The organism is Microbulbifer magnicolonia, from assembly GCF_035117725.1.
GTDB lineage: Bacteria > Pseudomonadota > Gammaproteobacteria > Pseudomonadales > Cellvibrionaceae > Microbulbifer > Microbulbifer magnicolonia.
The window spans coordinates 1,481,385-1,503,767 of record NZ_JAYEFD010000001.1 but is presented as its reverse complement, the minus strand read 5'-3'; the positions used below and the strand labels follow the sequence as shown (position 1 = coordinate 1,503,767).

Below are 22,383 nucleotides of genomic sequence, written 5' to 3'. Positions count from 1 at the left end.
GATTCGGCACAAGTAGCTAGATCCTACTCGTCATACCGTCGTAGAGCCTGTGCCGGACGTGATCCGGTACCGTTATCCAGACCCAAATTGAAGGATGGGCCATGCGCGACACCCCCCCCTCAAGCCTCCCGATTTCGTCTGTAACTGACACTTTTGGTCAGAAGTTAATTAGGTGCGTATGTCCCAAATGATGGTGAGTGAAAAACCAACAAGCTTTGTGTGACTTTCCTCCCATTGTTGTCGGGCGAGAGAGTTTTCACGCTTGCGCGAATTGGCACAAAGCTTGTATCTTGTTTCGCGACTTCCTCACGGGATGCTCTCCCTTTCGGGATTCACCAAAACCAAAAGTCTGTATGGAGACGGTTACAATGAAAAAGCAACAGGGTTTTACTCTTATTGAATTGATGATCGTGGTAGCGATCATCGGTATTCTGGCTGCGGTTGCGCTGCCGGCTTACCAGGATTACACCGCTCGTGCCCAAGCGGCGGAAGGCGCTTCATTGGCAGCTGCGGCCAAAACTTCTATTGCTGAGTTCTGGAACAGCGAAGGTGCCTATCCGGCAGCTGCTGGTACTACTGTTCTCACTGGTGATCTTGCTGCCACTGGTGCGTACTCTGGTCTGACTGTTGGAGATGGCACTGGCGTAGTCACTGTGCAATTTAACGCTGCTGGTGTTTCTGCAGATTTGCAGGGAAAAACAGTCACCTTCACCCCTGATCCGCCCGCAGCCGGCGATTCCTCATTTAAGTGGACTTGCGGTGGAACAGTGCTGCAGAAGCACATGCCCAAAGGGTGTACGACTACTCCGTAAAGGTTCAGAGGGGTCAGACTCGATTGATTTAGTTTGACCTTGATCCTGCCCCCAAAAGCCCTGCAGTTGCGGGGCTTTTTTCGTTTTACAAGATCCGCGGGGTCAAAGGGAAGTAGGGGTCAAATCTTGACACGGATCAATGGGGTCAGACTCGATTGATTTAGTTTGATCTCGATCCCATCCCAAGAAGCCCCGCAATTGCGGGGCTTTTTAGTTTTACAAGGTCAGTGGGGGCGGACTCGATGATTATGGTCGAGATCAAACTCGATTGATTCGCCTCTCTGTCTAGGTTAGTTTTTGCCCCTTCTATAAATGTCACGGAAAGGATATCCATGGCACGCCTGCCCCGTTTCGTTATTCCCGGCCAGCCTCAACACATTATTCAGCGCGGCAATAATCGCCAGGAGATTTTCTGTGAGGAGGATGACTATCGGTTTTACCTGGAGAAACTGGAAGAGGCTGCCGAAAAGTTTCAGTGCGATGTTCACGCCTATGTGTTGATGACTAATCATGTGCACTTGCTGGTAACACCGCATACGGAAACCGGCATTGGCAAAATGCTGCAGTCGCTCGGTCGCTACTATGTGCAGTACTTCAATTACCGCTATCAGCGGACTGGCACCCTGTGGGAGGGGCGCTACAGGGCGACGCTGATCGATAGCGAACAGTACCTGTTTACCTGTATGCGTTATATCGAATTGAATCCTGTGCGTGCGAGTATGGTGGGACACCCCTCGGAATATCCCTGGTCCAGTTATCGAAGTAATGGGGCGGGAGTACCGGCTTCGCTGATTTCCTCACATGGGGAGTATCGGCGCCTGGGCAGGACCGAAGCGGAGCGCCAGTCCGCGTACCGGCAATTGGTTCGCGCCCGTATACCGGATAAGACGCTGGATGAAATCCGCTCTGCCACCAACAAGGCATGGGTGCTGGGGAGTGACCGGTTTCGGGAGCGGATTGCCAGGCAGTTGAATCGCAGAGTTGCGCCAGCAGTGAGGGGCGGGGACAGGAAATCCAAGGCTTATAGAGATAACGTGGAATTCAATCGAGTCTGACCCCATTGGTCACACTGGCGGCAGATGGCCAGATCGAACCAATCGAGTCTGACCCCATTGGTCCCCGACCCCCGTTGGTCCTTCATTGGTCCGTTTAACTGCTTGCTCGGAGGTTAACCTGGCACTATTCTTACCAAATCAATATCGATTTGAGGTTGGTAAGAATGGCCGTCGCTACGCTTTCAAGCAAGTTTCAGCTCGGAATCCCGAAGTCCGTACGTGAGGAGCTCGGATTGAAGGCTGGTCAGAAGTTCACGGTTATTGCCAAGGGCTCTGTGATTGAGTTGGTGCCGGTGCGGTCGATGGATGATATGCGCGGCCTGCTGCGTGGCGCTTCGACACTCGAGGTGCGCGATCGTCGGGATCGGTTCTGATGGTTGTTGTGGATACCTGCGGTTGGATCGAATGGTTAACCGACGGTTCGCTGGCGGAGGATTTCAAGCCTTGGCTTGCCGATACCGAACAGCTATTGGTTCCCACTTCTATTCAGTTCGAGCTTTACAAATGGGTTAAGCGAGAGCGCGGGGAGGTGGCGGCTTTGGAGACCGTGGCCTGGACAGAGCAGGGTAAGGTGATTGCATTGGATAGCAATATTGCCCTGCTGGCAGCCGACCTTGCGCTTCACTACCGCCTGTCCTTTGCCGATGCGATTATTTATGCGTCTGCGCGCCAACATGGCGCGAAGTTGATTACGGCGGATGACCACTTTGAGGGCTTGGACGGTGTTACTTTTTTCGATAAACGGGCAAGTCGTAATCGCTAGCTTCTGATAATTATCTGCTTTCTGGGTGGTCCGCCTTTCTTCAGTGGAAGCTTCTCACTGCCTGAATCTCCGACCACTCCAGGCAGCGGATTTTCTGGCCGACCAAGTGAACCACTGAATAATCCTGCTTTTCGCGATCGGTGTTGATCTGCACCGTCCCACCGATTTCCAGCACATTCCCCCGCTTGATCTCCGCCCTGTAGCGCTGCTGCACCTGCTCCCACAGCACCACATTGACCACGCCGGTTTCGTCTTCCAGTGTCAGGAACATTACGCCGGCGGCACTGCCCGGCCGCTGTCGGCAGGTGACCAGACCGATGATCGTTGCCCGCTGGCCGTTGTGGTAGCGGGCCAGATCCTGTGCCCGGGTGTGCTTGCGGAACCGGTCGCGGCGGCGCAGCAGGGCTATGGGGTGTTCGCGCAGGGTCAGGCCTGTGCTGCTGTAGTCGCTGTAGGTGTTGTCCTCTGCGGAGTTGCTGGGGTTGTGTTCGGTGATGGTGGTGTTTTCTGTCTCTCCATTCAGTGACAGCCAGGTGTCCAGGTAGCGGTTTTCGCTCAGGCTGTTGAAGGCGTTGGCGCTGGCCAGGGCGGCGACCTGTTCTTTGGGGAGTTGGGTCAGTTGGCGGAACTGGGTTGGGGAGGTGAAGGTTTGTTCCTCTCTCAGGGTGACGATGGTGGTTGCGGTTTGTTCTTCCAGGCCGTTGATGAGGCGCATGCCGAGGCGGAGCATCGGGGTGCTGAATTCAGGCATGCGCCGGAATGACGATGGGGTGTCGGCAATTGGCAGGCTGGTTTCTGGTTGCCGGGTGTTGAATGCGGGCTGGAGGCGCTCTTGGACCTCTGCGTTTTCGGCGGGGATCGATCGCGGCCAAGGGCCGCTCCTACAGGGGAGGGATCTTTCCCCCGGTTCCTCGCCTCGGAGGGGAGAGGGGCGCTGGAATTCCAGGGTGTGGTGCCAGTGGCTGTGGAGTACGTCGATCGGCAGCACTTTTACGTTGTGGCGCTGGGCGTCGTAGACCAGTTGGGCGGGGGCGTAGAAGCCCATCGGCTGGCTGTTTAGCAGGCCGCAATAAAAAGCCGCCGGATGGTGGCGTTTGATCCACGCGGAAAAATACGCGAGCAGGGCGAAGCTCGCTGAGTGAGATTCGGGGAAGCCGTAGGAGCCGAAGCCTTTCATCTGGTTGAACAGTTGTTCGGCAAAGTCGGGGCTGTAGCCGTTGGCGAGCATGCCCTGGATCAGTTTGTCCTTGAACTTGTACAGGTCGCCGTTCCTGCCCCAGCTGGCCATGGCGCGGCGCAGTTCGTCGGCCTCGCCGCCGCTGAAGCCGGCGGCGACCATCGACAGCTGGATCACCTGCTCCTGAAAGATCGGCACGCCGAGGGTGCGCTCCAGTACCGGGCGCAGGTTCTCGTGGGGATAGGTCACCGGTTCCAGTCCCTGCTTGCGCTTGAGATAGGGGTGCACCATTCCGCCCTGGATCGGGCCGGGGCGGACTATCGCGATCTCTATCGTCAGTTCGTAGAACTTCTGTGGCTGCAGCCTGGGCAGCATGCTCATCTGCGCGCGGGATTCGATCTGGAAGACGCCGACGGTATCGGCGCGGCACATCATCTCGTAGACGGCCGGGTCTTCCGGCGGAATATCCTGCAGGCGCAGCCTGGGGCCGTAGAGGGCGATATAGCTCAGGGATTTGCGCAGCGCGGTGAGCATGCCGAGGGCGAGGATGTCGACCTTCATCAGTTTCAGGTCTTCGATATCCTCCTTGTCCCACTGCACTATGGTGCGCTCCTCCATGGCCGCGTTTTCGATCGGCACCAGTGTGTGCAGCGGCTGCTCGGTGATCACGAAGCCGCCCACATGCTGGGACAGGTGGCGGGGGAAGCCGTAGATCTGTTCCAGCAATAGCGGCAGGGCCCGGCCGGTGGAGCTGGCGGGATCTATACCGACCTTTTTCATCTGCTGCGGAAAGTCCTCCAGCTTGTCCCACCAGGCGCGCTCGGCCACCAGCTGCTCGATGATGGCGGCGCTGATCCCCAGGGCCTTGCCGATATCGCGCAGGGCGCTCTTGAAGCGGTAGGTGATCTTGGTCGCGGCGAGGCCGGCGCGGTGGCGGCCGTATTTGCCGTAGATGTACTGGATGATCTCCTCGCGCCTTTCGTGCTCGAAGTCCACGTCGATATCCGGCGGCTCGTTGCGCTCGCGGGAGATAAAGCGCTCGAACAGCAGGCCGATCTTGTGCGGGTCTATCTCGGTGATAAACAGGCAGTAGCAGACCACCGAATTGGCGGCGGAACCGCGGCCCTGGTAGAGGATGTGCTGGCTGCGGGCGTGCTGGACTATGTCGTAGATGGTGAGGAAGTAGTGTTCGTATTCCAGCTCGGCGATCAGTGCGAGTTCCTTTTCGATCTGCGCGTCGATACGCGGCTCCGGGCCATGGGGCCAGCGTACTTTCCGGCCTGATGCGACCAGTTCGCGCAGGTATGCGCTGGGTGCTTTATCGGCCGGGATCACCTCTGATGGATACTGGTAGCGCAGTTCGCTGAGGCTGAAGTGGCAGCGTTCGGCGATGGCGATGGTGTTCTCGATCGCCTCTCTGGGATAGAGGGCCTCGATATCCGCCAGCGTGCGCAGGTAGCGCTCGGCGTTCTGCTCGATGCGGTAGCCCAGCTGCTCGAGGGTGCAGTTGTGGTAGTTGGCGTTGAGCACATCCTGTAGCGGTTTGCGGCTGCGGCAGTGCATCAGTACCGCGCTGGTGGCGAGCAGTGGCAGCTGTTCGCGCCGGGCAAATTCGATCAGGGTGTGGCTGTGCCGGTTCTGTTGCGGCAGCAGCCGGTTGCTGATGGCGATATACAGGCGGCCGCTGAAATGCTGTTTCAGTTCTGCGGGAATGCTCAGCGGCGTTTTGTGGGGCAGCCAGATGGCGATGGTTTCCCGGCACAGTTGCAGCAGGTCTTGCAGGTGCGTCTGGTATTGGCCCTTTTCTGCGCGCAGGCGGGAAGTGGAGATCAGCTGGCAGAGTTCGCTGTAGGCATTTTTGTTGGGGGCCAGCAGCACCAGTTGCTCGCCTTGCTGCAGGCGGAAGAAGCTGCCGCAGATCAGCTTGAGTTCAATGCCGGCTGATTTCAGGTTGTGCAGCTCCTTGTAGGCGCGCACTACGCCCGCGAGGGAACACTCGTCGGTAATGGCCAGGGCCTGGTAGCCCAGTTGATGTGCCGTCTGGATCAGTTCCTGCGGGTGGGAGGCGCCCTGCAGGAAGGAGAAATTGGTTTGGCAGAAGAGTTCGGCGTACTGCACAGCTGCGTCACTCATGATTTATTGATGTGCTACCTGGGGCAGCTTATGTGTTTCGTCATGCTGTTGGGCTAGCCGTAAACCCCATGTAAATACCAGTCCTCCGAAGTCAGGTCCTGAAACACCCAGTAGAGCCCGCCTTCCTCCCCCCGCGCCAGGTAGTAGTCCCGCCCGTGGCGGCCGTGTTGCCACCAGTAGCCGTCGATGCGCTCGGGGCCCTGCAGCAGTCTGATTTCGCCGCGGTAAAAGAGCTTGTGCTCGCGGCTCTGCAGTTTGTCGGGCCTGGGCAGCAGCCAGGTGGGGCGGGGGGCGTTGATGGGCTGCAGCTGGTGGCCTTTCTTGCTGTGGTTGCTCTGCAGCACCAGGGTGTCGGCGCTGGCCCAGGCCTGCTCCGGCAGATAGCTCTCCTTCAGGGTGACACCGGACAGGGCCTGGTGGCCGAGGCGGGCCTTGAGTTTGTCCAGCAGCTGGTGGCTGCGCTGTACCTGGGTGTTCTTGCCGAACAGGTCGTCGTCGAGCTGGTTCTGTTCCAGCGGCAGTAGCTGGTCGCAGGTCAGGCTGACGGCCTGTATTGGCTGTTCGAGTTGGATTCTTTCCAGCTGCAGTTTTGTCAGGGCGATCAACCGCTGCGGATCCAGCATCGGGCGTGAGACTTCGACGCTGAAGACCTTGCAGCCCTGCTGGCCGAAGTCGAGTTTCCAGCGCAGCTGGTGGCTGTATAGCTGGCGACGCTGTAATTGCTGGCAGAGCTCGCGCACCAGGCGGGCGGCGGGAAACAGTAGTTGTTCACTGTTGTCCAGCGGGCTGGGAAAGAAGAGCTCACTGTGAAATTCAGGCGGCGGCTGGTAGCTGGGCACCGGGTCGTGGCGGGTGCCGTTGAGGCGCGCCAGGTATTCGACGAAGCCGCGGCCGAAACGGCTGCCCACTTCCGACAGTGGGATTGCCAGCAACTGGCTGACCCGCTTGATGCCGCAGGCGTACAGCTTGGCGATGGTCTTGTTGTCGCAGTCGAGCAGTTTGCTCGGGGAAAAGCTGATCCACTGCCGCCACTGCTGCGGGCTGGGTGGGGTCTGGGTTTCCTTCAGCCACTGACGGTGTTCCGGTAGCAGGCTGAGCATGCGCGCGGCGCTGGGGCTGTGGCCCAGCCCCATAAAAGCGCTGATGCGCATCTGGCGCAGTTCACGGTGCAGTTGTTGCAGCAGCGGTTTCAGTCCGCCGCTGGCTTTGAGGCAGCCGGAGAGTTCCAGGTACAGGCAGGCGAAGTGCACATCGCCGGCATCCACGGAGCCGGCGGCCTGTGGGGAGACCACCGGGGTGAAGCTGTAGCCCCACTGTGCCAGTTGCTGCAGTTGTTGTTCCTCCCGCTGAGTATCTCGCTGCAGCAGCTGCAGGTCTGCGCAGAGGGCGCAGGCGGTGGCGATGGTGAGACCGGTCTCCACGCCGCGCTCGGCGGCGGTGCGGTTGGCATCCACGATCAGCTGTTGTTCCACCACGGCCTGGGCGTGGGCCTGGGTGCCGTCGCGCTGGGCGCGGGTGAGGACTTCCAGCGGGAGTTTGGGGAATTGGATGCAGAGCCAGAGCATGGTTGGGGTTCCGTTTGTTGCCTATTGCACACCACTATTTGGATAGATCGATCGCGGCCGTGGGCGGATGGCCGCCCCGCCGCTCCTACAAGGGCGGGCCTGTGGCCCGCTTGCCGAGCTGGGGCTCGGCGGTGATTCGCGCCATCCATGGCGCTCACCCGCTTCGCGGGCGCCTTCGGCGTCCAAATCGGCAATCCTGCCGATTTGTCCCAGGGGCGGCTGTGCCACCTGGCGGAGCTGCAGCCTTCAGCGCTTAGGACAGCTCCGCGATCCCGGGGCTGCTGCGTTTTGTAGGGTGCGCACCGCTGCGCGGGGTGGTGCGCACGGCGCACCCTACGTCAGTCCCGAGTTCTTTTCCTTCAATGCAGCGGCCGGTCGCGGCGGGTGAGGTCGGCGCTGCGGGCCAGGTGCAGGCGCTGGCCGGACTGGCCGCCCAGTTGTTTCAGCAGCTGTACAGCTAATTGTTCGCCGTCACTGCCGAGACTCAGGCGCAGGCTGGCCGGGGAGGGGCTGGCGGCGCAGGACTGGGGGCGGAAGTGGAAGTGCAGGCAGTCGCCCTCGCGGGCGGCGAGCTGCAGGCGGCGCAGATCCTTGTCTGCCGGTGCCTGGCGAGGCTGCCAGCTGAGCAGGGCGCCGCAGCAGCCGGACTGCAGGGACTGTTCTATCGCCCAGAGTTCGTCCTTCTGTCCGCGCGGGTGCAGTATCAGCAGCTTCTCCAGCTGCACGCCGGCGCTGGCCAGCGCCGGGGCGTAGGGAATGAAGGGCGGGTTCACCAGCACCAGCATCTGTTCGCGCTGGCTGAGTTCTGCCAGGGCCGGCAGCAGCAGGGATATCTCGCCGATGCCGGATTGGTTGACCAGCAGTTCGGTGGTGGCGCCGCGGGGCCAGCCGCGGCCGGCGAGCAGGGCGTCCAGGCTGGCGTAGCCGGTGGCGATGCCGCCGCGCTGGCGCTTGTGTTCGTTGGCGGCCTGCCAGATATCCGGCCTGGCGAGCAGCCGGCTCAGCCGCTGGTGCTTGGACTGGTCGGCTAACTGATTGTTTTGCAATAGGTTTTCTGCGTTGCTCACGGTTTTTGGCCCTCTTTATCAGCCTCGCGGCCGCCCTCTCCAGGCGGCGACTGTATGTCTGTACAGTTAATACTGGTGATTTATACAGTAGTTGATTCAGTGCAACAAGAGGGCATTGATTCGATTGGCACTTTTTTGCACAGCGCAAAACGGCTATGATTCGGCTCCTTATCGACCACGATAAACAGTCGACCAGTTTTGAAAATACCCAGGGGGAGCGGAGTGAGTATCAAGTCCGACAAGTGGATTCGCCGTATGGCCGAGCAGCACGGCATGATCGAGCCGTTCGAGCCGGGCCAGGTGCGCCAGAATGGCAACGGCGAGCGGCTGATCTCCTACGGCACCTCCAGCTACGGCTACGACGTGCGCTGTGCCCGTGAGTTCAAGATCTTCACCAATGTGCACTCCGCCACCGTGGATCCGAAGACCTTCGACGAGAACAGCTTTGTCGACGTGGAAGGGGAATACTGCATTATTCCGCCGAACTCCTTCGCCCTGGCGCGCACGGTCGAGTACTTCCGCATTCCGCGCTCGGTGCTGACCATCTGCCTGGGCAAGTCCACCTACGCGCGCTGCGGCATCATCGTCAATGTGACCCCGCTGGAGCCGGAGTGGGAAGGGCATGTGACCCTGGAATTCTCCAACACCACCAACCTGCCGGCGAAGATCTACGCCAACGAGGGCGTGGCGCAGATGCTGTTCTTCGAGTCCGACGAAGTCTGCGATGTTTCCTACGCGGATCGCGGCGGCAAGTACCAGGGCCAGCGCGGCGTCACCCTGCCGCGGGCCTGATCCCCGCGCCAGTTTCCGGGGCCGCGCGAGCGGCCACAATCCCCGCCATGACAGAAACTTCTCCCAGCCAGCTGCCCGAACGCGTCGATGTACTGATTGTCGGCGCCGGCGCGGCGGGGCTGATGTGCGCGGCTACTGCAGGGCAGCGCGGGCGCAGCGTGCTGGCGCTGGACCACGCCAACAAGGTCGGCAAGAAAATCCTGATGTCCGGCGGCGGTCGCTGCAATTTCACCAACCTGTACACTTCGCCTGAAAATTTCTACGGCGAGAATCCGCACTTCTGCAAATCGGCCCTGGCCCGCTTCACGCAGTGGGACTTTATTGCGCTGGTGGAGAAGCACGGGATCCCGTACCACGAGAAGACCCTCGGCCAGCTGTTCTGCGACAACAAGTCCAAGGATATCGTCGACCTGCTGCTGGCGGAGTGCCGCGCGGCGAAGGCACAGATCCGCACCCGCTGCAGCGTCGAGGCCATAGCGCCGCTGGAGCAGGGTTTTCTGGTCGACACTTCTCTGGGGCAGGTACGCTGCGAATCCCTGGTGATCGCCACCGGCGGCCTGTCGATTCCGACCATGGGGGCGACGGGATTGGGCTACGAGATCGCGCGCCAGTTCGGCCTGAATATTATTCCCACCCGCGCGGCGCTGGTGCCCTTTACCCAGCACCGGCGCCAGCTGGAGCGGCAGCAGGAGCTGCCCGGCAGTGCCCTGGCGGTGACCGCCAGCTGCGGCGAGGGCAGTTTCCACGAGCAGATGCTGTTTACCCACCGCGGTCTCAGCGGGCCGGCGGTACTGCAGATTTCCAGCCACTGGCGCGAGGGGCAGACGGTGGAGTTCGACCTGGCGCCGGGGCGCGACCTGGCCGGGTGGCTGCAGCAGCGGCGCGCACAGAATCCGGACAGCTATCTGCACAGTGCGCTGGCGGAAGTCTGGAGCAAGAAGCTGGTACAGCATTTTCTGCAGCGGCAGGATATCGACAGCCGGCCGCTGAAGCAGTACGGCGAGATCGAGCTGGCGGAAATAGGCCGCAGGCTGCAGACCTGGCAACTGGTGCCCGCCGGTACCGAGGGCTACCGCACCGCGGAGGTGACACTGGGTGGCGTGGCTACCGACGGCATCTCCTCGCGCACCATGGAGTGCAAGACGCAGCCGGGGCTCTACTTTATCGGCGAGGTACTGGACGTGACCGGCTGGCTGGGCGGATACAATTTCCAGTGGGCCTGGGCATCGGGCCACGCGGCCGGTGAAGTGGTTTAGTGGCTGTTGAAGCAGGGGGGTGCCGCGCGCGCCCTGCAAAGAATCGCCTGCAGGGCAGGCTCCCACATGGAGACTTGAAGAAATGGGCGATGTGCTTCCGTTCAAACGCAAAACTGCCTGGCAGAAATTCAAGGGCAGCAGCCTGTGCCGCGATGGTTTTCACAAGTGGGTGGTGGTTACCGAGCGCAAGTTCGACGTGAAGCAGGGCAAGCTCGTGACAGAATACCGCTGCCAGCGCTGTGGAAAAACTAAGACCGAGTTGCTGTAAAAAACGGGGGTGAGCCCGCAACCGGACTCACCCTGCACCCCACAGGCACTAGCGGTAAACCCGACGGCCGTGGCGGTCGTAGTAGTAGTAGCGCTTCTGGTTGCGGTCGTAGAGCCAGCCTCCAACACCGCCGAGAACGGCGCCTGCCGCAGTACCTGCCGGGCGGCCGCCGCTGATCAGGGCCCCGGTGACTGCGCCGATACCGACCCCGGTGCCGATACGGCGGTCTGTGTCACTCATATTGGCACAGCCCTGACTCAGAAGGCCGGCAGTCAGGATAGCCGCCAGGCCTGTATGTTTAATCGCTTGAATACGCATAGACACCTCTGTCACTACTCGATTGAGGTATGGCGAGCACGGCTTATCATTTCGCCGGCCTGTGTCGAAGCCAGTCTAGGGTGGCGCGTTGGGGGCGACAAATTCATGTCTCGGCTTATGCCCGGCGTCGCAGTCGGTTAAGCTGCGGCTCACTAATACCGAAAGAATCGCCATGTTTGAAAAACAGGATCTGCTGGATATAGCGCGCACACCAATGCCGTTTGGGAAATACGCCGGACGCGCGCTGATCGATCTGCCTGAGGAGTATCTGCTCTGGTTTGCGAAGAAAGAATTTCCCGCGGGCCGGTTGGGGCGGTTGATGGCGCTGACCCTGGAGATAAAAATAGAGGGCCTGGAAGGCCTGATTAAACCCTTAAGGAACCCCTGAAAAGGTCCACAAACTGACCATGTCAAAACCCGACTTCACTCTGGTGGAACTGCCGGTTCCCAATCAAGTGCGCAGCCAGCAGGCCCTCGAGCGCCTGCTGGCCGCCGGCGAGCAACTGCTGGCGGAGAACCGCTTCGAGGAGGCCAGCGTGGCGGAGATAGCCCGACTGGCGGATTCCTCTGTGGGCAGCTTCTACCGCCTGTTGGGCGACAAGGACACACTGTCGCTGCTGCTGTTGCAGCGCTTTATGCGGCAGGTGGCCACCACCGCGGAATCCCTGGGCGAGGCGGGCGGCGAGTGCACCGACCTGGCCCAGTGCGTACAACTGCTGGTGGATTCCTATGTGGGCATCTATGCCGGCCACCGCGGCGTGCTGCGGGCACTGATCCTGCGCGCCTCGCGCAGCGCCGACTTCCGCGACAAGGTGCACCAGCTGAACAACCATGTCTCCACGACAGCGCTGGAATGCCTGCGGCCCTTCGTGGATCAGATCAACCACGCCAAGCCGGAGCTGGCAATACCGGCCGGTGTCCATATGATGCTGGGGGTAATGAACCAGTACATAGTCACCGGCAGCCTCGGCGGCCTGCCGCAGGCGGAACTGCGCAGGGAGCTGGGTCGCCTGTTGCTGTGCTACCTGCAGGCCCCGGCCGACTGTTACTGATTCGATACCTTCTGCAGAAGCGACACCGATTTCCACCACTCCATGGAAAAGCCCTTGCGCGCGCTGCGGCCGGGGTCTAGTATTGCCAAAAATACGGAATAGAAATTCCGATTCGTGTTCGGCCGACCCGAGCAAATAAGAAAGACAAGAAAAACAGCGATAAGGTGAGAGGTGTAATCGATGCCGCATTTTGTCCACGGCGAGCGCCGCCTGTACTTTGCCGACAGTGGCGGCGGAGGTGAGCCGCTGCTGCTGCTGCACGGCCTGGGCTCCCGCAGTGATGACTGGCAGCTCCAGTGGGATCCGCTGGCGGCCGAATTCCGCGTGCTGGCCCTGGATATTGCCGGCCACGGCGCCAGCGATCCGCTGTGCGGCCCGGTGACCATGGCCGACCTGGCCGGCGACGCCCTGGCACTGCTCGACCATCTGGGTATCGCCAGGACGCATGTTGGCGGGTTTTCCCTCGGCGGTATGCTAGCCTTCCAGCTGGCGACGGACCGCCCCGAGCGGCTGCTGTCGCTGACCGTCATCAACTCCGGCCCGGGCTTCGCCAGCGGCCGCTGGCGCCTGCTGCTGACACTGGCATTGCGCACCCTGATGATTCGCGGCTTCGGCCTGCCCACGCTGGCAAAGCGTATTGCGCTCAAGCTGTTTCCACGGGATTCCCAGCAACCGCTGCGCGAGCAGTTCCTGCGCAGCGTCGCCGCGGCCGATCAAAAATCCTACCTGAAAATCCTGCGCGCTATTGCCGCCTTCAATGTGCGTGCGCGCCTCGGCAACTGCACTGTGCCCGCGCTGATTCTTTGCGGCGATCAGGATTATACGCCGACGGCTTTCAAGCAGGAGTACGCGACGTTGCTGCCGGACGCTCGTCTGCGCCTGGTGGCGGACTCGCGCCACGCGACGCCGCTGGACCAGGCGGAAATCTGCAACGACGCCATCATCGAATTTTTGCGCAGCGTGAATGCGCCGGGGCAGGGGGAGAAGACCGAACAGATCGAGAATAACGAGAAAACTGACGAGAACACTGAAAAAGTTTCGCTCGAAATCCAATAAAACAATGCATGATGAGAGAGGGCTTGGGTATGTTCGATAACAATAAAGTGGTACCCGATTTTCCGAAGAAACTGCTGCACGCCGCCGTGGCCGGCCTGGGCAGTCTTGCCGCCGTCGCCGTTCCGCAGATCCACGCGCAGGAGAGCGCCAGCGCCATGGAGGAGGTCGTCGTCTCCGCGCGCCGGCGCGAGGAGAGCCTGCAGGAGGTACCCCAGGCGGTGAGCGCGCTCAGCGGCGAGGACATGCTGATTGCCGGTGTCAGCAACCTGGCGGACCTGCAGTCCCAGGCTCCCGGCCTGACCGTCTATGCCGCGCGCGCCACCACCTCCACCGCCACCGCCTATATCCGCGGCGTGGGCCAGTCGGATCCGCTGTGGGGCGTGGAGCCCGGCGTGGGCATCTATGTGGACGACGTCTACCTGGCGCGGCCCCAGGGCGCGCTGCTGGAAATGCTCGATGTGGAGCGGGTGGAAATCCTGCGTGGCCCCCAGGGCAGCCTCTACGGCCGCAACACCATCGGCGGCGCGATCAAATATGTGAGCCGGCCCATCGCCGAGGAGACCGAAGTCTCCCTGAGCGCGGCGCTGGGCAGCTACAGCCAGCGGGATATCAAGGCCAGCGTCAGCACGCCGCTGGTGGAGGACAGGCTCTTCGCCAGTTTTGCCGCCGGCTCCTTCACCCGCGACGGCCTCGGTGAAAACCTGCTGACCGGCGCCGAGGTTTCCGACAAGCAGCTCTACGCCGGCCGCGCCGCCATCGAGTGGCGGCCGAGCGACCGCTGGGCGGTCAACCTGGCCCACGACGCAGTCTACGACAGGTCCGCGGTGCGCGGCGCCCAGCGGATGATTGCCAACGGTATCGAATCTTTCTACAGCGGCAGCGCACCGCTGCCGGCCAGCGATGACCGCTACGACGTGCACAACGGTTTCGACAACCAGGACAACGACAGCGACAACTCCGGCACCGCGCTGACCGTTAGCTGGAAGGGCGACGGCAACTGGGGCTTCAAGTCGATCACCGCCTTCCGCGAGGGCGAGACCGATGGCGCCATCGATTTCGATATGGGTCCCTATCCGATCGCCGATGTGGACGCCGTCTATTTCGATGATCAGCTGAGCCAGGAATTCCAGTGGCAGTACACTAGCGACCGGCTGAGCGGTGTCTTCGGTCTCTATCTGCTCGACGCCACCGCCGGCGGCGTGGTGCGCAACCGCTTCGGCGTGCCCACCGTGGCGATCAACCCGGCACTGGTGCCGATCGTCGGCCCGACCCTGGCGATCTACGGCGAGAGCGGCGGCGAGGTGCAGACGGATGCGCTGGCGCTGTTCGGCGACATGACTTACAGCCTCACCGACAGCACAGCGCTCAGCGTCGGCGGCCGCTTCAATCGCGAGGAAAAAAATGCGGTGGTGCTGAACCGCGGCTTCGCCGATGCGGACTTCACCACGCCCAACGGCCAGGTCACTGCCGACTTCGACGAGTCCGAGCGCTGGACCGATTTCTCGCCGCGCATCAGCCTCGACCATCAGCTGAACGGCGACACGCTGATCTATGCCAGCTACAGCGAGGGCTTCAAGAGCGGCGGCTACAATGTCCGCGCGAACACGGTGCAGGTGCCGGACTCGCGGAACGCCTACAGGCCGGAGACGGTGGCCAGTTATGAACTGGGCATCAAAGCGGACCTGACCCAGAGCCTGCGCGTCAACGCCGCGCTCTTCCACAGCGACTACGAGGATATCCAGCTGAGTATCTTCACCGGCGTGGATACCAATGGCGACGGCAACCCGGACAGCTTCTTCGGCGACTTCACCAACGCCGGTGCCGGTGTGATCCGCGGCCTGGAGCTGGAGGCCCTGTGGGCGCCGAGCGACTACTTCACCCTGAGCGGCAACGCCACCTGGCTGGACGCCTACTACGAGGAATATATCTCCGGCGGCGTGAACGTAGCCGATGAGCAGGAGTTTACCAACACGCCGGAACTGGCCTACACGGTCAACGGCGATTTCAGTCTGCCGCTGGCGGACCTGGGCCGCCTGGACGCGCGCCTGAGCTACAGCTACCGCGACGACGTCCATCCCACTACCGATCTCAGCGAATACATCTTCCAGGAGGCCTACGGCCTGTGGAACGCGGCCCTGGTGTTCACGCCGCCCGGCGAAAGCTGGCGGCTGGCGCTGGAGGGCAGGAACCTGACCGACGAGGAGTACCGCACCACCGGTTACGACCTGCGCGGCTCCAACTTCCCGATAGTGTCCGGCTACTACGGCGATCCGCGCGTCTGGGCGCTGCGCCTGAACATGGATTTCTAATCTAGATTCCCAACCCTGTAGGAGCGGCCGCTGGCCGCGATCGATCTATCCCGTTGGCGACATCGATCGCGGCCATGGGCCGCTCCTACAAAGGAGCTGTTTATTCTGTTTGCAGTTTCAGGGAGCTGTGGCAATTCGCCAGGACGGTGAACAAGATGAGAGAAACCATGCGGTAAACATTCACTAAACAACCAGGCAGGTGTCCTATGACAAGGATAATAATGGCACTGCTGTGTTGTCTCGCTGTACAGCAATCAATGGCGGATTCCCGCTGCACCATCACTCCGGCGAGCTGGTTCAAGCAGGAGAGGATCGACTGCAGTTACCGCAGCATTCGCATCCCCTCCAGCAGCATCACCGATCGCGAAGTCAAATGGGAACTGCCGCTCGGCACACCGCCGCCCGGCCGGTGGCGCTGATCTACCAGGGATCGTTCTTCGAGGTGGAGTTTTCGCGCGAGAAAAATGCGCCCTTCGGTGGCTATTGGGAGGCGCGCACGATCAAGGCGCTGCTGGACGCCGGCTACGCGGTAATTGCACCGCGGGCGCCGGTGGAGCTGCCTGGCTCACCAATTCCGCCGGTCCGGCCACCATCTACGAAATCACTACCGACTACACCTTTCTGAACAATGTATTCGACGCGATAGAGCAGGGCGTCTTAGGCCCGCTCAACCCCAACCGCAGATACGCCACCGGTATTTCCAGCGGCGGCTACAACACCAGCCGCATGGCGGTGAACTGGCCGGGGGAGTTCAGGGCGCTGGTGGTCCATTCAGGTTCCTACGCCACCTGCGCCGGCCCCCCTCTGCGTGATGCCGCTTCATATGCCGGGAAACCACCCGCCAACGCGTTTTATTCACGGCTTTCTCGATGCAATCGTGCCCTGGTGGAGCATGGATCTGTACTACGACCGTCTGCTGTGGGAGGGGGTGGAAACTGATCGCGTCACCATGGCCCTGGGCGGCCACGAATGGTTTCCCGGTTCAACAGTCGCAGTCCCTTCCGGTCGAGATGTACGGAATTTCTCCCTGAACCGCCAATAAAAATAGAGCAGAGAGAAAGGACATGAGTAACAAATCATTCACTCAAGTGGCGCGGCGCAAGCCGCTGGCCTCCGCTATCACAGGAATATTGGGCGGCGGCGCCGCACTGGGCCTTGGCGGTACTGGCGCAGCCGGTTATCGCCCAGGAACTGGTGCTGGAGGAAGTCATAGTCACCGCGCAGAAGCGCACCGAGAGCCTGCAGGACGTGCCGATTTCCGTGAATGCGGTGTCCGGCGCGAAAATGGAAGAGGCGGGTATCACCAACCTGCAGGGCATGACCGCCTATGTGCCCAACCTGACCATGAACCAGGCCGGTATCGGCACCATCATTGCCATCCGCGGCATCAGCTCCGGCATCAACCAGGGCTTTGAGCAGTCCGTCGGCCAGTATATCGACGGTGTTTACTACGGCCGCGCTCAGCTGGCGCGCGCGCCCTACATGGATCTGGAGCGCGTCGAAGTACTGCGCGGCCCGCAGAGTATCCTGTTCGGCAAAAATTCCATCGCCGGCGCCTTCGACACCGAGGGCCGCTTTATGGAAGTAATCAACCCGACCGAGCTTCCCGGCGGCACTCCCTACGCGGCGGTATTGAGCGCGCTGACCGGCGGCCAGTACATGCTGGATACCGAGCAGGACTTCAAGCGCCAGTCCAACGGCGACTTCTCCAATAACGACACCCTGGGCCTGATGGTGACCTTGACGCTGCTGCAGTCCAGCGAAATGTCCGTGCCCTCCACCATCTACGGCGTACTGATGTTTGGCTTTGGCTTTATGCTCGCGGCCTACGGCCGGCGCGTTGTTCCGGGGGAGAAGAAGGCTGGCGAGGGCGATTCCGCAGCCGTTGCCGAGGCGGGCCGAAGAGCCTGTGCGCAGTTGTGAGAGCGGCTTTGCATTGGCAAATTGCGACACTAATATATAAATGCCTAGGCAGAGGCAGTCCCCGAAGGAAAAGGGGAGCAAGTAAAAGCGGTCCGTAACTGGAGACTTGGCCTAACCCGAAAGTAGACCCACTGCGGGTTACCACTGGTCTGAAAGGATTTCAGCGAGGTGAACAGCGGGGGTGTGCCAGTCAGCTTAAAGAGGGAGCGGTCGAAATGAATTCGGCCGCTAGTTCTTTGGTAGCTGCACTTTTTTGTATTTGACCGGCTTGTGTTAATCGGGTCAGATTTTTTGTGAATGCACGGTTTTTCGTGGTCATACTTTAGCGAATGTCACGCCCCTGGCAGACACTTCATCGCCACAGGTGGCACGAATTTTTCATTAAAAAACCCGGCAAAAGCCGGGTTTTTTAATGCGTACTGCCGGATGCCTTTTATTTGCGCTTGTCCAACGGCACGTAATCGCGCTGGGTGTAGCCGGTGTACAGCTGGCGCGGGCGGCCGATCTTGTAGGGGTTGGAAATCATTTCGTTCCAGTGGGCGATCCAGCCGGCGGTGCGGCCGGTGGCGAAGATCACGGTGAACATGTCGGTGGGAATGCCGATCGCCTTCATGATGATGCCGGAGTAGAAGTCCACGTTCGGGTAGAGCTTCTTCTCGACGAAGTACTCGTCTTCCAGCGCGATCTTTTCCAGTTTCTTGGCGATCTTCAGCAGCGGGTCCTCGGCCACACCCATGGCGTCGAAGACTTCATCACAGATGCCCTGCATCACGCGGGAGCGCGGGTCGAAGTTCTTGTAGACGCGGTGGCCGAAACCCATCAGGCGGAAGGGATCGTCCTTGTCCTTGGCGCGCTTGACGAACTCGTCGATGCGGCTCTCGTCACCGATCTCCTGCAGCATTTCCAGCACCGCCTCGTTGGCGCCGCCGTGCGCCGGTCCCCAGAGGGCGGCGATACCGGAGGAGATACAGGCGAAGGGGTTGGCGCCGGAGGAGCCGGCCAGACGCACGGTCGAGGTGGAGGCGTTCTGCTCGTGGTCCGCGTGCAGCAGGAAGATGACGTCCATCGCCTTGGCGACAATCGGGTCGATCTTGCTCTGCTCGCAGGGGTTGCCGAACATCATGTGCAGGAAGTTTTCCGCATAGTTCAGGCTGTTGTCCGGGTACATGAACGGCTGGCCCTTGGAGTGCTTGTAGCACATGGCGGCCAGGGTCGGCATCTTGGCGATCAGGCGGTGCGCGGAAATCTCGCGGTGCTCCGCATCGTTGATATCGAGAGAGTCGTGGTAGAAGGAGGCGAGGGCGCCGACAACGCCGCACATCATGGCCATCGGGTGGGCGTCGTAGCGGAAGCCCTTGAAGAAGTTCACCAGGGACTCGTGCACCATGGTGTGGGACATGATGGTGTCGACGTATTCCTTCTTCTGCTCGGCGTCGGGCAGTTCGCCCTTCATCAGCAGGTAGCAGGTCTCCAGGTAGTCGGACTGCTCCGCCAGTTGCTCGATCGGGTAGCCGCGGTGCAGCAGCTGGCCCTTGGCGCCGTCAATAAAGGTGATCTTGGACTCGCAGGCGGCGGTGGACACAAAGCCCGGGTCGTAAGTGAACAAGCCCTTGCCGGTCAAACTACTGACATCGACAACATCGGGGCCGAGGGTGCCGGAGAGTACGGGCATCTCAATGGCGCCGTCGATACCGTCGACCGTGAGTTGCGCTTTCTTATCGGACATTGCGGACTCCTAAATTCTGTTCTTATGCCGGCTATTTTCCGCAGGAGCGGCCGATGGCCGCGATCGACGTCCGCAGTAGGCGGTGGCTATCAATCGCGGCCGCCGGCCGCTCCTACAGGGGGCATTCTGGTGGCCCGCGGAGAACCCCGGGGGCTTTTGAGCGGGGCCAAACTTAAGTTGCGCGCTGAAAATTGTCAAACCAAAAGGCGTGGACGGTCGGTCTCCCTGCAACAGGATATCCGGCCACCCGGGCAGCTCGTAGAGCTTTTGCCTGATTGGGGCGGCAATTGTCTGCGGAAATTCCGCGGTGCTCCTGGCGCCGCATTGCCTGCGACCAAGGTGGCAAAGCTGCCGCAGAATCTGAGGCGTTCGTTGTGTTTTGGGGGGCGAATGCCTATAATCCGCGCGGCTTGCGCCATGGTAAGGCCGCTTTGTACAAGGCTTCAGCAGGTCGCGTGCAAAGTGACCAGCAAGCAACTCGCCCCTCCATTGAAAAGCTAACGGGCGCCCGGTCGTTCAGGGCAACAAGGTGTTTTTCCTGTGAACAAAAACAGACCTGTCAATTTAGACATTTCCACTATCAGTCTTCCCGCTGCCGCACTGGTTTCCATTTTGCATCGTATCTCCGGCGTAGTGCTCTTCGCCGTGGTCGCGCTGCTGCTGTGCATGCTCGATGCCAGCCTGGAATCCGAACAGGGCTTTGCCGATGTCGCGGCGGCGTTCAACAGCATTCCCGCCAAGCTCGTTCTGTGGGCTTCGCTGGCGGCTCTGATCTACCACCTGATCGCCGGTGTGCGTCACCTGCTGATGGATCTGGGGATCGGTGAGTCGCTCGAGGGCGGCACACGCAGCGCCATAACGGTGCTGGTGCTGAGTGTAATCCTTATTCTGTTGGCGGGGGTGTGGTTATGGTAAGAACAGTAACGAGCTTTGGCCGCAGCGGTACCTTTGACTGGCTGTATCAGCGGGTCACCGCGGTCATACTGATTGCTTATACCCTCTTTATTGTGGGTTTCATCTTTTTCAGCGAAGACTTCGGCTATCAGGCCTGGTCCGAGCTGTTCGCCCAGCGCTGGGTACGTGTGTTCAGCCTGGTGGCGCTCCTCTCCACCGTCATTCATGCCTGGATCGGTCTCTGGTCTGTTGTAACCGACTACATCACCAACCGCATGATGGGGCCCAAGGCCACTGTTCTGCGCCTGATCGTGGAAGTGTTGCTGGCTGCGGTCGCCGTGTTCTACACGGTGTGGGGCATTGAAATTCTGTGGGGTGTATAACTGATGGCGAACATGCGTACTATTTCCTTTGACGGAATCGTAATCGGCGGCGGCGGGGCGGGTATGCGCGCGGCCCTGCAAATGGCCCAGTCCGGCTTCAAGACGGCGGTGATCACCAAGGTATTCCCGACCCGTTCGCACACCGTGTCCGCCCAGGGTGGCATTACCTGCGCCATTGCCAGTGCCGACCCGAATGACGACTGGCGCTGGCATATGTATGACACCGTCAAGGGTTCCGACTATATCGGCGACCAGGACGCCATCGAGTACATGTGCTCCGTGGGTCCGGAGACCGTCTTCGAACTCGAGCACATGGGCCTGCCGTTCTCCCGTACGGAAGAGGGTCGCATCTATCAGCGCCCGTTCGGCGGCCAGTCCAAGGATTTCGGCCGCGGTGGCCAGGCGGCGCGCACCTGCGCGGCGGCGGACCGCACCGGCCACGCCCTGCTGCACACCCTGTACCAGAACAATATCAAGCACAACACCGAGTTCCTGAACGAGTGGTTCGCGATCGACCTGGTGAAGAACCAGGACGGCGCCGTCGTGGGCGTGATCGCCATGTGCATCGAGGACGGTGAAGTGGTCTTCATCAAGTCCAAGGCCACCGTATTCGCGACCGGCGGTGCTGGCCGTATCTTCGCCTCCACCACCAACGCGCACATCAACACCGGTGACGGTGTGGGCATGGCCCTGCGCGCGGGTGTGCCGGTGCAGGATATCGAGATGTGGCAGTTCCACCCGACGGGCATCGCCGGTGCCGGCGTGCTGGTGACCGAGGGCTGTCGCGGCGAGGGAGGCTACCTCATTAATAAGGACGGCGAGCGATTCATGGAGCGCTATGCGCCCAACGCCAAAGACCTGGCTTCCCGCGACGTGGTGGCCCGCTCCATGATCCTGGAGATTCTCGACGGCCGCGGCGCCGGCCCCAACGGCGACCACGTGTTCCTGAAGCTCGACCACCTGGGCGAGGACGTGCTGCACAGCCGCCTGCCCGGTATCTGCGAGCTGGCCAAGACCTTCGCCCATGTGGATCCGGTCAAGGCGCCCATTCCGGTGGTGCCGACCTGCCACTATATGATGGGCGGTGTCCCAACCAATATTCACGGCCAGGCGTTGACCCAGGATGCCGCCGGCAACGACCAGGTGGTAGACGGATTCTACGCCTGTGGCGAAGTGGCCTGCGTGTCCGTGCACGGCGCCAACCGCCTGGGTGGCAACTCGCTGCTGGACCTGGTGGTCTTCGGCCGCGCTTCCGGCCTGTTTATCGAGAAGGCGCTGCGCGAGGGTATCGAGCACCGCGAGGCCTCCGACTCCGATATCGAAGCGGCAATGGCGCGCCTGAACCGCCTGGAGAACACCAACAATGGCGAAAAGGCCGCCGATCTGCGCACGGAACTGCAGAATGTGATGCAGAACCACTTCGGTGTATTCCGCCGCGGCGACTATATGGCCGAGGGCGTGAAGAAACTGGCCGACCTGCGCGAGCGCATCGCCAATGTGCGTCTGGAAGACAAGAGCCGCGCGTTCAACACCGCCCGTGTCGAGGCGCTGGAACTGCAGAACCTGCTGGAAGTGGCCGAGGCCACCGCGATTGCCGCCGAGGTCCGCACCGAGAGCCGCGGCGCCCACGCCCGCGAGGACTTCCAGGAGCGCGACGACGAGAACTGGCTGTGCCACACCATGTTCTTCCCGGCGGAGAAGCGCGTCGGCAAGCGCGCAGTTAACTTCGCGCCCAATACCGTGGAAGCTTTCGAGCCCAAGGCTCGGACTTACTAAGAACCAGTAGGGTGCGCCGCGCGCACCGTGAAGCCGCAAAGCATTCAGGTGCGCACGG

Annotated in this window: 22 protein-coding genes and 1 pseudogene; 18 read left to right on the top strand and 5 right to left on the bottom strand. The window is 61.2% G+C overall.

Features of this window, described 5'->3' with window-relative positions:
- The first annotated feature begins 368 nt into the window (after positions 1–368).
- The 4 genes from RRF64_RS06615 (at position 369) to RRF64_RS06600 (ending at position 2,630) form a co-directional block, all read left to right on the top strand.
- Positions 369–812 (top strand): pilin, encoded by a 444-nt coding sequence (locus RRF64_RS06615; RefSeq protein WP_323845041.1) that lies wholly within the window; start codon positions 369–371, stop codon positions 810–812.
- Between the two features lie 332 nt (positions 813–1,144).
- On the top strand, positions 1,145–1,867 hold the full coding sequence (locus tag RRF64_RS06610; protein WP_323845040.1) for a transposase: 723 nt from the start codon (positions 1,145–1,147) through the stop codon (positions 1,865–1,867).
- A 164-nt stretch (positions 1,868–2,031) separates the two neighbouring features.
- Positions 2,032–2,241, top strand: a complete 210-nt coding sequence (locus RRF64_RS06605) for an AbrB/MazE/SpoVT family DNA-binding domain-containing protein (protein WP_323845039.1) — start codon at positions 2,032–2,034, stop codon at positions 2,239–2,241.
- On the top strand, positions 2,241–2,630 hold the full coding sequence (locus tag RRF64_RS06600; protein ID WP_323845038.1) for a type II toxin-antitoxin system VapC family toxin: 390 nt from the start codon (positions 2,241–2,243) through the stop codon (positions 2,628–2,630). Before RRF64_RS06605 ends, RRF64_RS06600 begins: the two co-directional genes overlap by 1 nt.
- 40 nt (positions 2,631–2,670) lie before the next feature.
- On the opposite strand, the gene RRF64_RS06595 is transcribed toward RRF64_RS06600, so the two are convergent.
- The 3 genes from RRF64_RS06595 to imuA all read right to left on the bottom strand — a co-directional run bounded on the left by RRF64_RS06595 (position 2,671) and on the right by imuA (position 8,572).
- Positions 2,671–5,940: an error-prone DNA polymerase gene (locus tag RRF64_RS06595; RefSeq protein WP_323845037.1), complete on the bottom strand. Its 3,270-nt coding sequence runs from the start codon at positions 5,938–5,940 to the stop codon at positions 2,671–2,673.
- A gap of 53 nt (positions 5,941–5,993) precedes the next feature.
- Entirely contained in the window at positions 5,994–7,505 is a 1,512-nt protein-coding gene (locus tag RRF64_RS06590; RefSeq protein WP_323845036.1) for a Y-family DNA polymerase, read from the bottom strand.
- A gap of 359 nt (positions 7,506–7,864) precedes the next feature.
- The gene (gene imuA, locus RRF64_RS06585) at positions 7,865–8,572 is read right to left on the bottom strand and encodes a translesion DNA synthesis-associated protein ImuA (RefSeq protein WP_323845035.1); all 708 of its coding nucleotides are present in this window, start codon (positions 8,570–8,572) and stop codon (positions 7,865–7,867) included.
- A 222-nt stretch (positions 8,573–8,794) separates the two neighbouring features.
- Between imuA and dcd the strand changes: the two genes are divergently transcribed.
- The 3 genes from dcd (at position 8,795) to RRF64_RS06570 (ending at position 10,888) form a co-directional block, all read left to right on the top strand.
- Positions 8,795–9,364, top strand: coding sequence for a dCTP deaminase (gene dcd / locus RRF64_RS06580; RefSeq protein ID WP_323845034.1), 570 nt, complete (start codon positions 8,795–8,797; stop codon positions 9,362–9,364).
- A 47-nt stretch (positions 9,365–9,411) separates the two neighbouring features.
- On the top strand, positions 9,412–10,620 hold the full coding sequence (locus RRF64_RS06575; RefSeq protein WP_323845033.1) for a BaiN/RdsA family NAD(P)/FAD-dependent oxidoreductase: 1,209 nt from the start codon (positions 9,412–9,414) through the stop codon (positions 10,618–10,620).
- Between the two features lie 82 nt (positions 10,621–10,702).
- The gene (locus tag RRF64_RS06570; RefSeq protein WP_323845032.1) at positions 10,703–10,888 is read left to right on the top strand and encodes a hypothetical protein; all 186 of its coding nucleotides are present in this window, start codon (positions 10,703–10,705) and stop codon (positions 10,886–10,888) included.
- A 48-nt stretch (positions 10,889–10,936) separates the two neighbouring features.
- On the opposite strand, the gene RRF64_RS06565 is transcribed toward RRF64_RS06570, so the two are convergent.
- Entirely contained in the window at positions 10,937–11,128 is a 192-nt protein-coding gene (locus RRF64_RS06565; protein WP_323845031.1) for a hypothetical protein, read from the bottom strand.
- Between the two features lie 250 nt (positions 11,129–11,378).
- Here RRF64_RS06565 and RRF64_RS06560 point away from each other — a divergent pair, with 250 nt between their 5' ends.
- The 8 genes and pseudogenes from RRF64_RS06560 to RRF64_RS06525 form a co-directional block, all read left to right on the top strand.
- A complete protein-coding gene (locus RRF64_RS06560; RefSeq protein WP_323845030.1) occupies positions 11,379–11,594 on the top strand; it encodes a DUF3820 family protein in 216 nt (71 codons plus the stop codon).
- 19 nt (positions 11,595–11,613) lie between these two features.
- Positions 11,614–12,258 carry a TetR/AcrR family transcriptional regulator gene (locus RRF64_RS06555; RefSeq protein ID WP_323845029.1) on the top strand — a complete coding sequence of 215 codons (645 nt, stop codon included), beginning with the start codon at positions 11,614–11,616 and terminating at the stop codon, positions 12,256–12,258.
- Positions 12,259–12,438: 180 nt separating this feature from the next.
- Positions 12,439–13,314: an alpha/beta fold hydrolase gene (locus tag RRF64_RS06550; protein ID WP_323845028.1), complete on the top strand. Its 876-nt coding sequence runs from the start codon at positions 12,439–12,441 to the stop codon at positions 13,312–13,314.
- Between the two features lie 29 nt (positions 13,315–13,343).
- Positions 13,344–15,623 (top strand): TonB-dependent receptor, encoded by a 2,280-nt coding sequence (locus tag RRF64_RS06545; RefSeq protein WP_323845027.1) that lies wholly within the window; start codon positions 13,344–13,346, stop codon positions 15,621–15,623.
- Between the two features lie 206 nt (positions 15,624–15,829).
- Positions 15,830–16,042 carry a hypothetical protein gene (locus tag RRF64_RS06540; protein WP_323845026.1) on the top strand — a complete coding sequence of 71 codons (213 nt, stop codon included), beginning with the start codon at positions 15,830–15,832 and terminating at the stop codon, positions 16,040–16,042.
- Complete coding sequence (locus RRF64_RS06535; RefSeq protein ID WP_323845025.1) at positions 15,997–16,248, top strand: hypothetical protein; 252 nt, start codon at positions 15,997–15,999, stop codon at positions 16,246–16,248. Before RRF64_RS06540 ends, RRF64_RS06535 begins: the two co-directional genes overlap by 46 nt.
- Before the next feature lie 198 nt (positions 16,249–16,446).
- Positions 16,447–16,665 carry a hypothetical protein gene (locus RRF64_RS06530; protein ID WP_323845024.1) on the top strand — a complete coding sequence of 73 codons (219 nt, stop codon included), beginning with the start codon at positions 16,447–16,449 and terminating at the stop codon, positions 16,663–16,665.
- Positions 16,666–16,778: 113 nt separating this feature from the next.
- Positions 16,779–17,180: pseudogene (locus RRF64_RS06525) on the top strand (TonB-dependent receptor plug domain-containing protein); the annotation flags it as partial.
- Positions 17,181–17,979: 799 nt separating this feature from the next.
- Here RRF64_RS06525 and gltA read toward each other — a convergent pair.
- Positions 17,980–19,272: a citrate synthase gene (gene gltA, locus RRF64_RS06520; RefSeq protein WP_323845022.1), complete on the bottom strand. Its 1,293-nt coding sequence runs from the start codon at positions 19,270–19,272 to the stop codon at positions 17,980–17,982.
- Between the two features lie 540 nt (positions 19,273–19,812).
- Between gltA and sdhC the strand changes: the two genes are divergently transcribed.
- The 3 genes from sdhC to sdhA are packed head-to-tail and all read left to right on the top strand — an operon-like array spanning position 19,813 to position 22,325.
- Positions 19,813–20,187, top strand: a complete 375-nt coding sequence (gene sdhC, locus RRF64_RS06515) for a succinate dehydrogenase, cytochrome b556 subunit (protein ID WP_323845021.1) — start codon at positions 19,813–19,815, stop codon at positions 20,185–20,187.
- Positions 20,181–20,549 (top strand): succinate dehydrogenase, hydrophobic membrane anchor protein, encoded by a 369-nt coding sequence (sdhD, locus tag RRF64_RS06510; protein WP_323845020.1) that lies wholly within the window; start codon positions 20,181–20,183, stop codon positions 20,547–20,549. The genes sdhC and sdhD overlap by 7 nt, the downstream gene beginning before the upstream one ends.
- A gap of 3 nt (positions 20,550–20,552) precedes the next feature.
- Entirely contained in the window at positions 20,553–22,325 is a 1,773-nt protein-coding gene (gene sdhA / locus RRF64_RS06505) for a succinate dehydrogenase flavoprotein subunit (RefSeq protein WP_323845019.1), read from the top strand.
- The last annotated feature ends 58 nt before the right edge of the window (positions 22,326–22,383 follow it).

Bases quoted from the DNA above. Each gene is read 5' to 3' on its own strand.
- RRF64_RS06560 (WP_323845030.1), top strand. From the start codon at position 11,379: ATGTTTGAAAAACAGGATCTGCTGGATATAGCGCGCACACCAATGCCG.
- RRF64_RS06615 (WP_323845041.1), top strand. From the start codon at position 369: ATGAAAAAGCAACAGGGTTTTACTCTTATTGAATTGATGATCGTGGTA.
- RRF64_RS06545 (WP_323845027.1), top strand. From the start codon at position 13,344: ATGTTCGATAACAATAAAGTGGTACCCGATTTTCCGAAGAAACTGCTG.
- RRF64_RS06555 (WP_323845029.1), top strand. From the start codon at position 11,614: ATGTCAAAACCCGACTTCACTCTGGTGGAACTGCCGGTTCCCAATCAA.
- gltA (WP_323845022.1), bottom strand. From the start codon at position 19,272: ATGTCCGATAAGAAAGCGCAACTCACGGTCGACGGTATCGACGGCGCC.
- RRF64_RS06530 (WP_323845024.1), top strand. From the start codon at position 16,447: ATGCCGGGAAACCACCCGCCAACGCGTTTTATTCACGGCTTTCTCGAT.
- RRF64_RS06575 (WP_323845033.1), top strand. From the start codon at position 9,412: ATGACAGAAACTTCTCCCAGCCAGCTGCCCGAACGCGTCGATGTACTG.
- sdhD (WP_323845020.1), top strand. From the start codon at position 20,181: ATGGTAAGAACAGTAACGAGCTTTGGCCGCAGCGGTACCTTTGACTGG.
- RRF64_RS06595 (WP_323845037.1), bottom strand. From the start codon at position 5,940: ATGAGTGACGCAGCTGTGCAGTACGCCGAACTCTTCTGCCAAACCAAT.
- RRF64_RS06570 (WP_323845032.1), top strand. From the start codon at position 10,703: ATGGGCGATGTGCTTCCGTTCAAACGCAAAACTGCCTGGCAGAAATTC.
- RRF64_RS06600 (WP_323845038.1), top strand. From the start codon at position 2,241: ATGGTTGTTGTGGATACCTGCGGTTGGATCGAATGGTTAACCGACGGT.
- RRF64_RS06535 (WP_323845025.1), top strand. From the start codon at position 15,997: ATGGGAACTGCCGCTCGGCACACCGCCGCCCGGCCGGTGGCGCTGATC.
- RRF64_RS06610 (WP_323845040.1), top strand. From the start codon at position 1,145: ATGGCACGCCTGCCCCGTTTCGTTATTCCCGGCCAGCCTCAACACATT.
- RRF64_RS06605 (WP_323845039.1), top strand. From the start codon at position 2,032: ATGGCCGTCGCTACGCTTTCAAGCAAGTTTCAGCTCGGAATCCCGAAG.
- RRF64_RS06540 (WP_323845026.1), top strand. From the start codon at position 15,830: ATGACAAGGATAATAATGGCACTGCTGTGTTGTCTCGCTGTACAGCAA.
- RRF64_RS06550 (WP_323845028.1), top strand. From the start codon at position 12,439: ATGCCGCATTTTGTCCACGGCGAGCGCCGCCTGTACTTTGCCGACAGT.
- RRF64_RS06590 (WP_323845036.1), bottom strand. From the start codon at position 7,505: ATGCTCTGGCTCTGCATCCAATTCCCCAAACTCCCGCTGGAAGTCCTC.
- sdhA (WP_323845019.1), top strand. From the start codon at position 20,553: ATGGCGAACATGCGTACTATTTCCTTTGACGGAATCGTAATCGGCGGC.
- RRF64_RS06565 (WP_323845031.1), bottom strand. From the start codon at position 11,128: ATGAGTGACACAGACCGCCGTATCGGCACCGGGGTCGGTATCGGCGCA.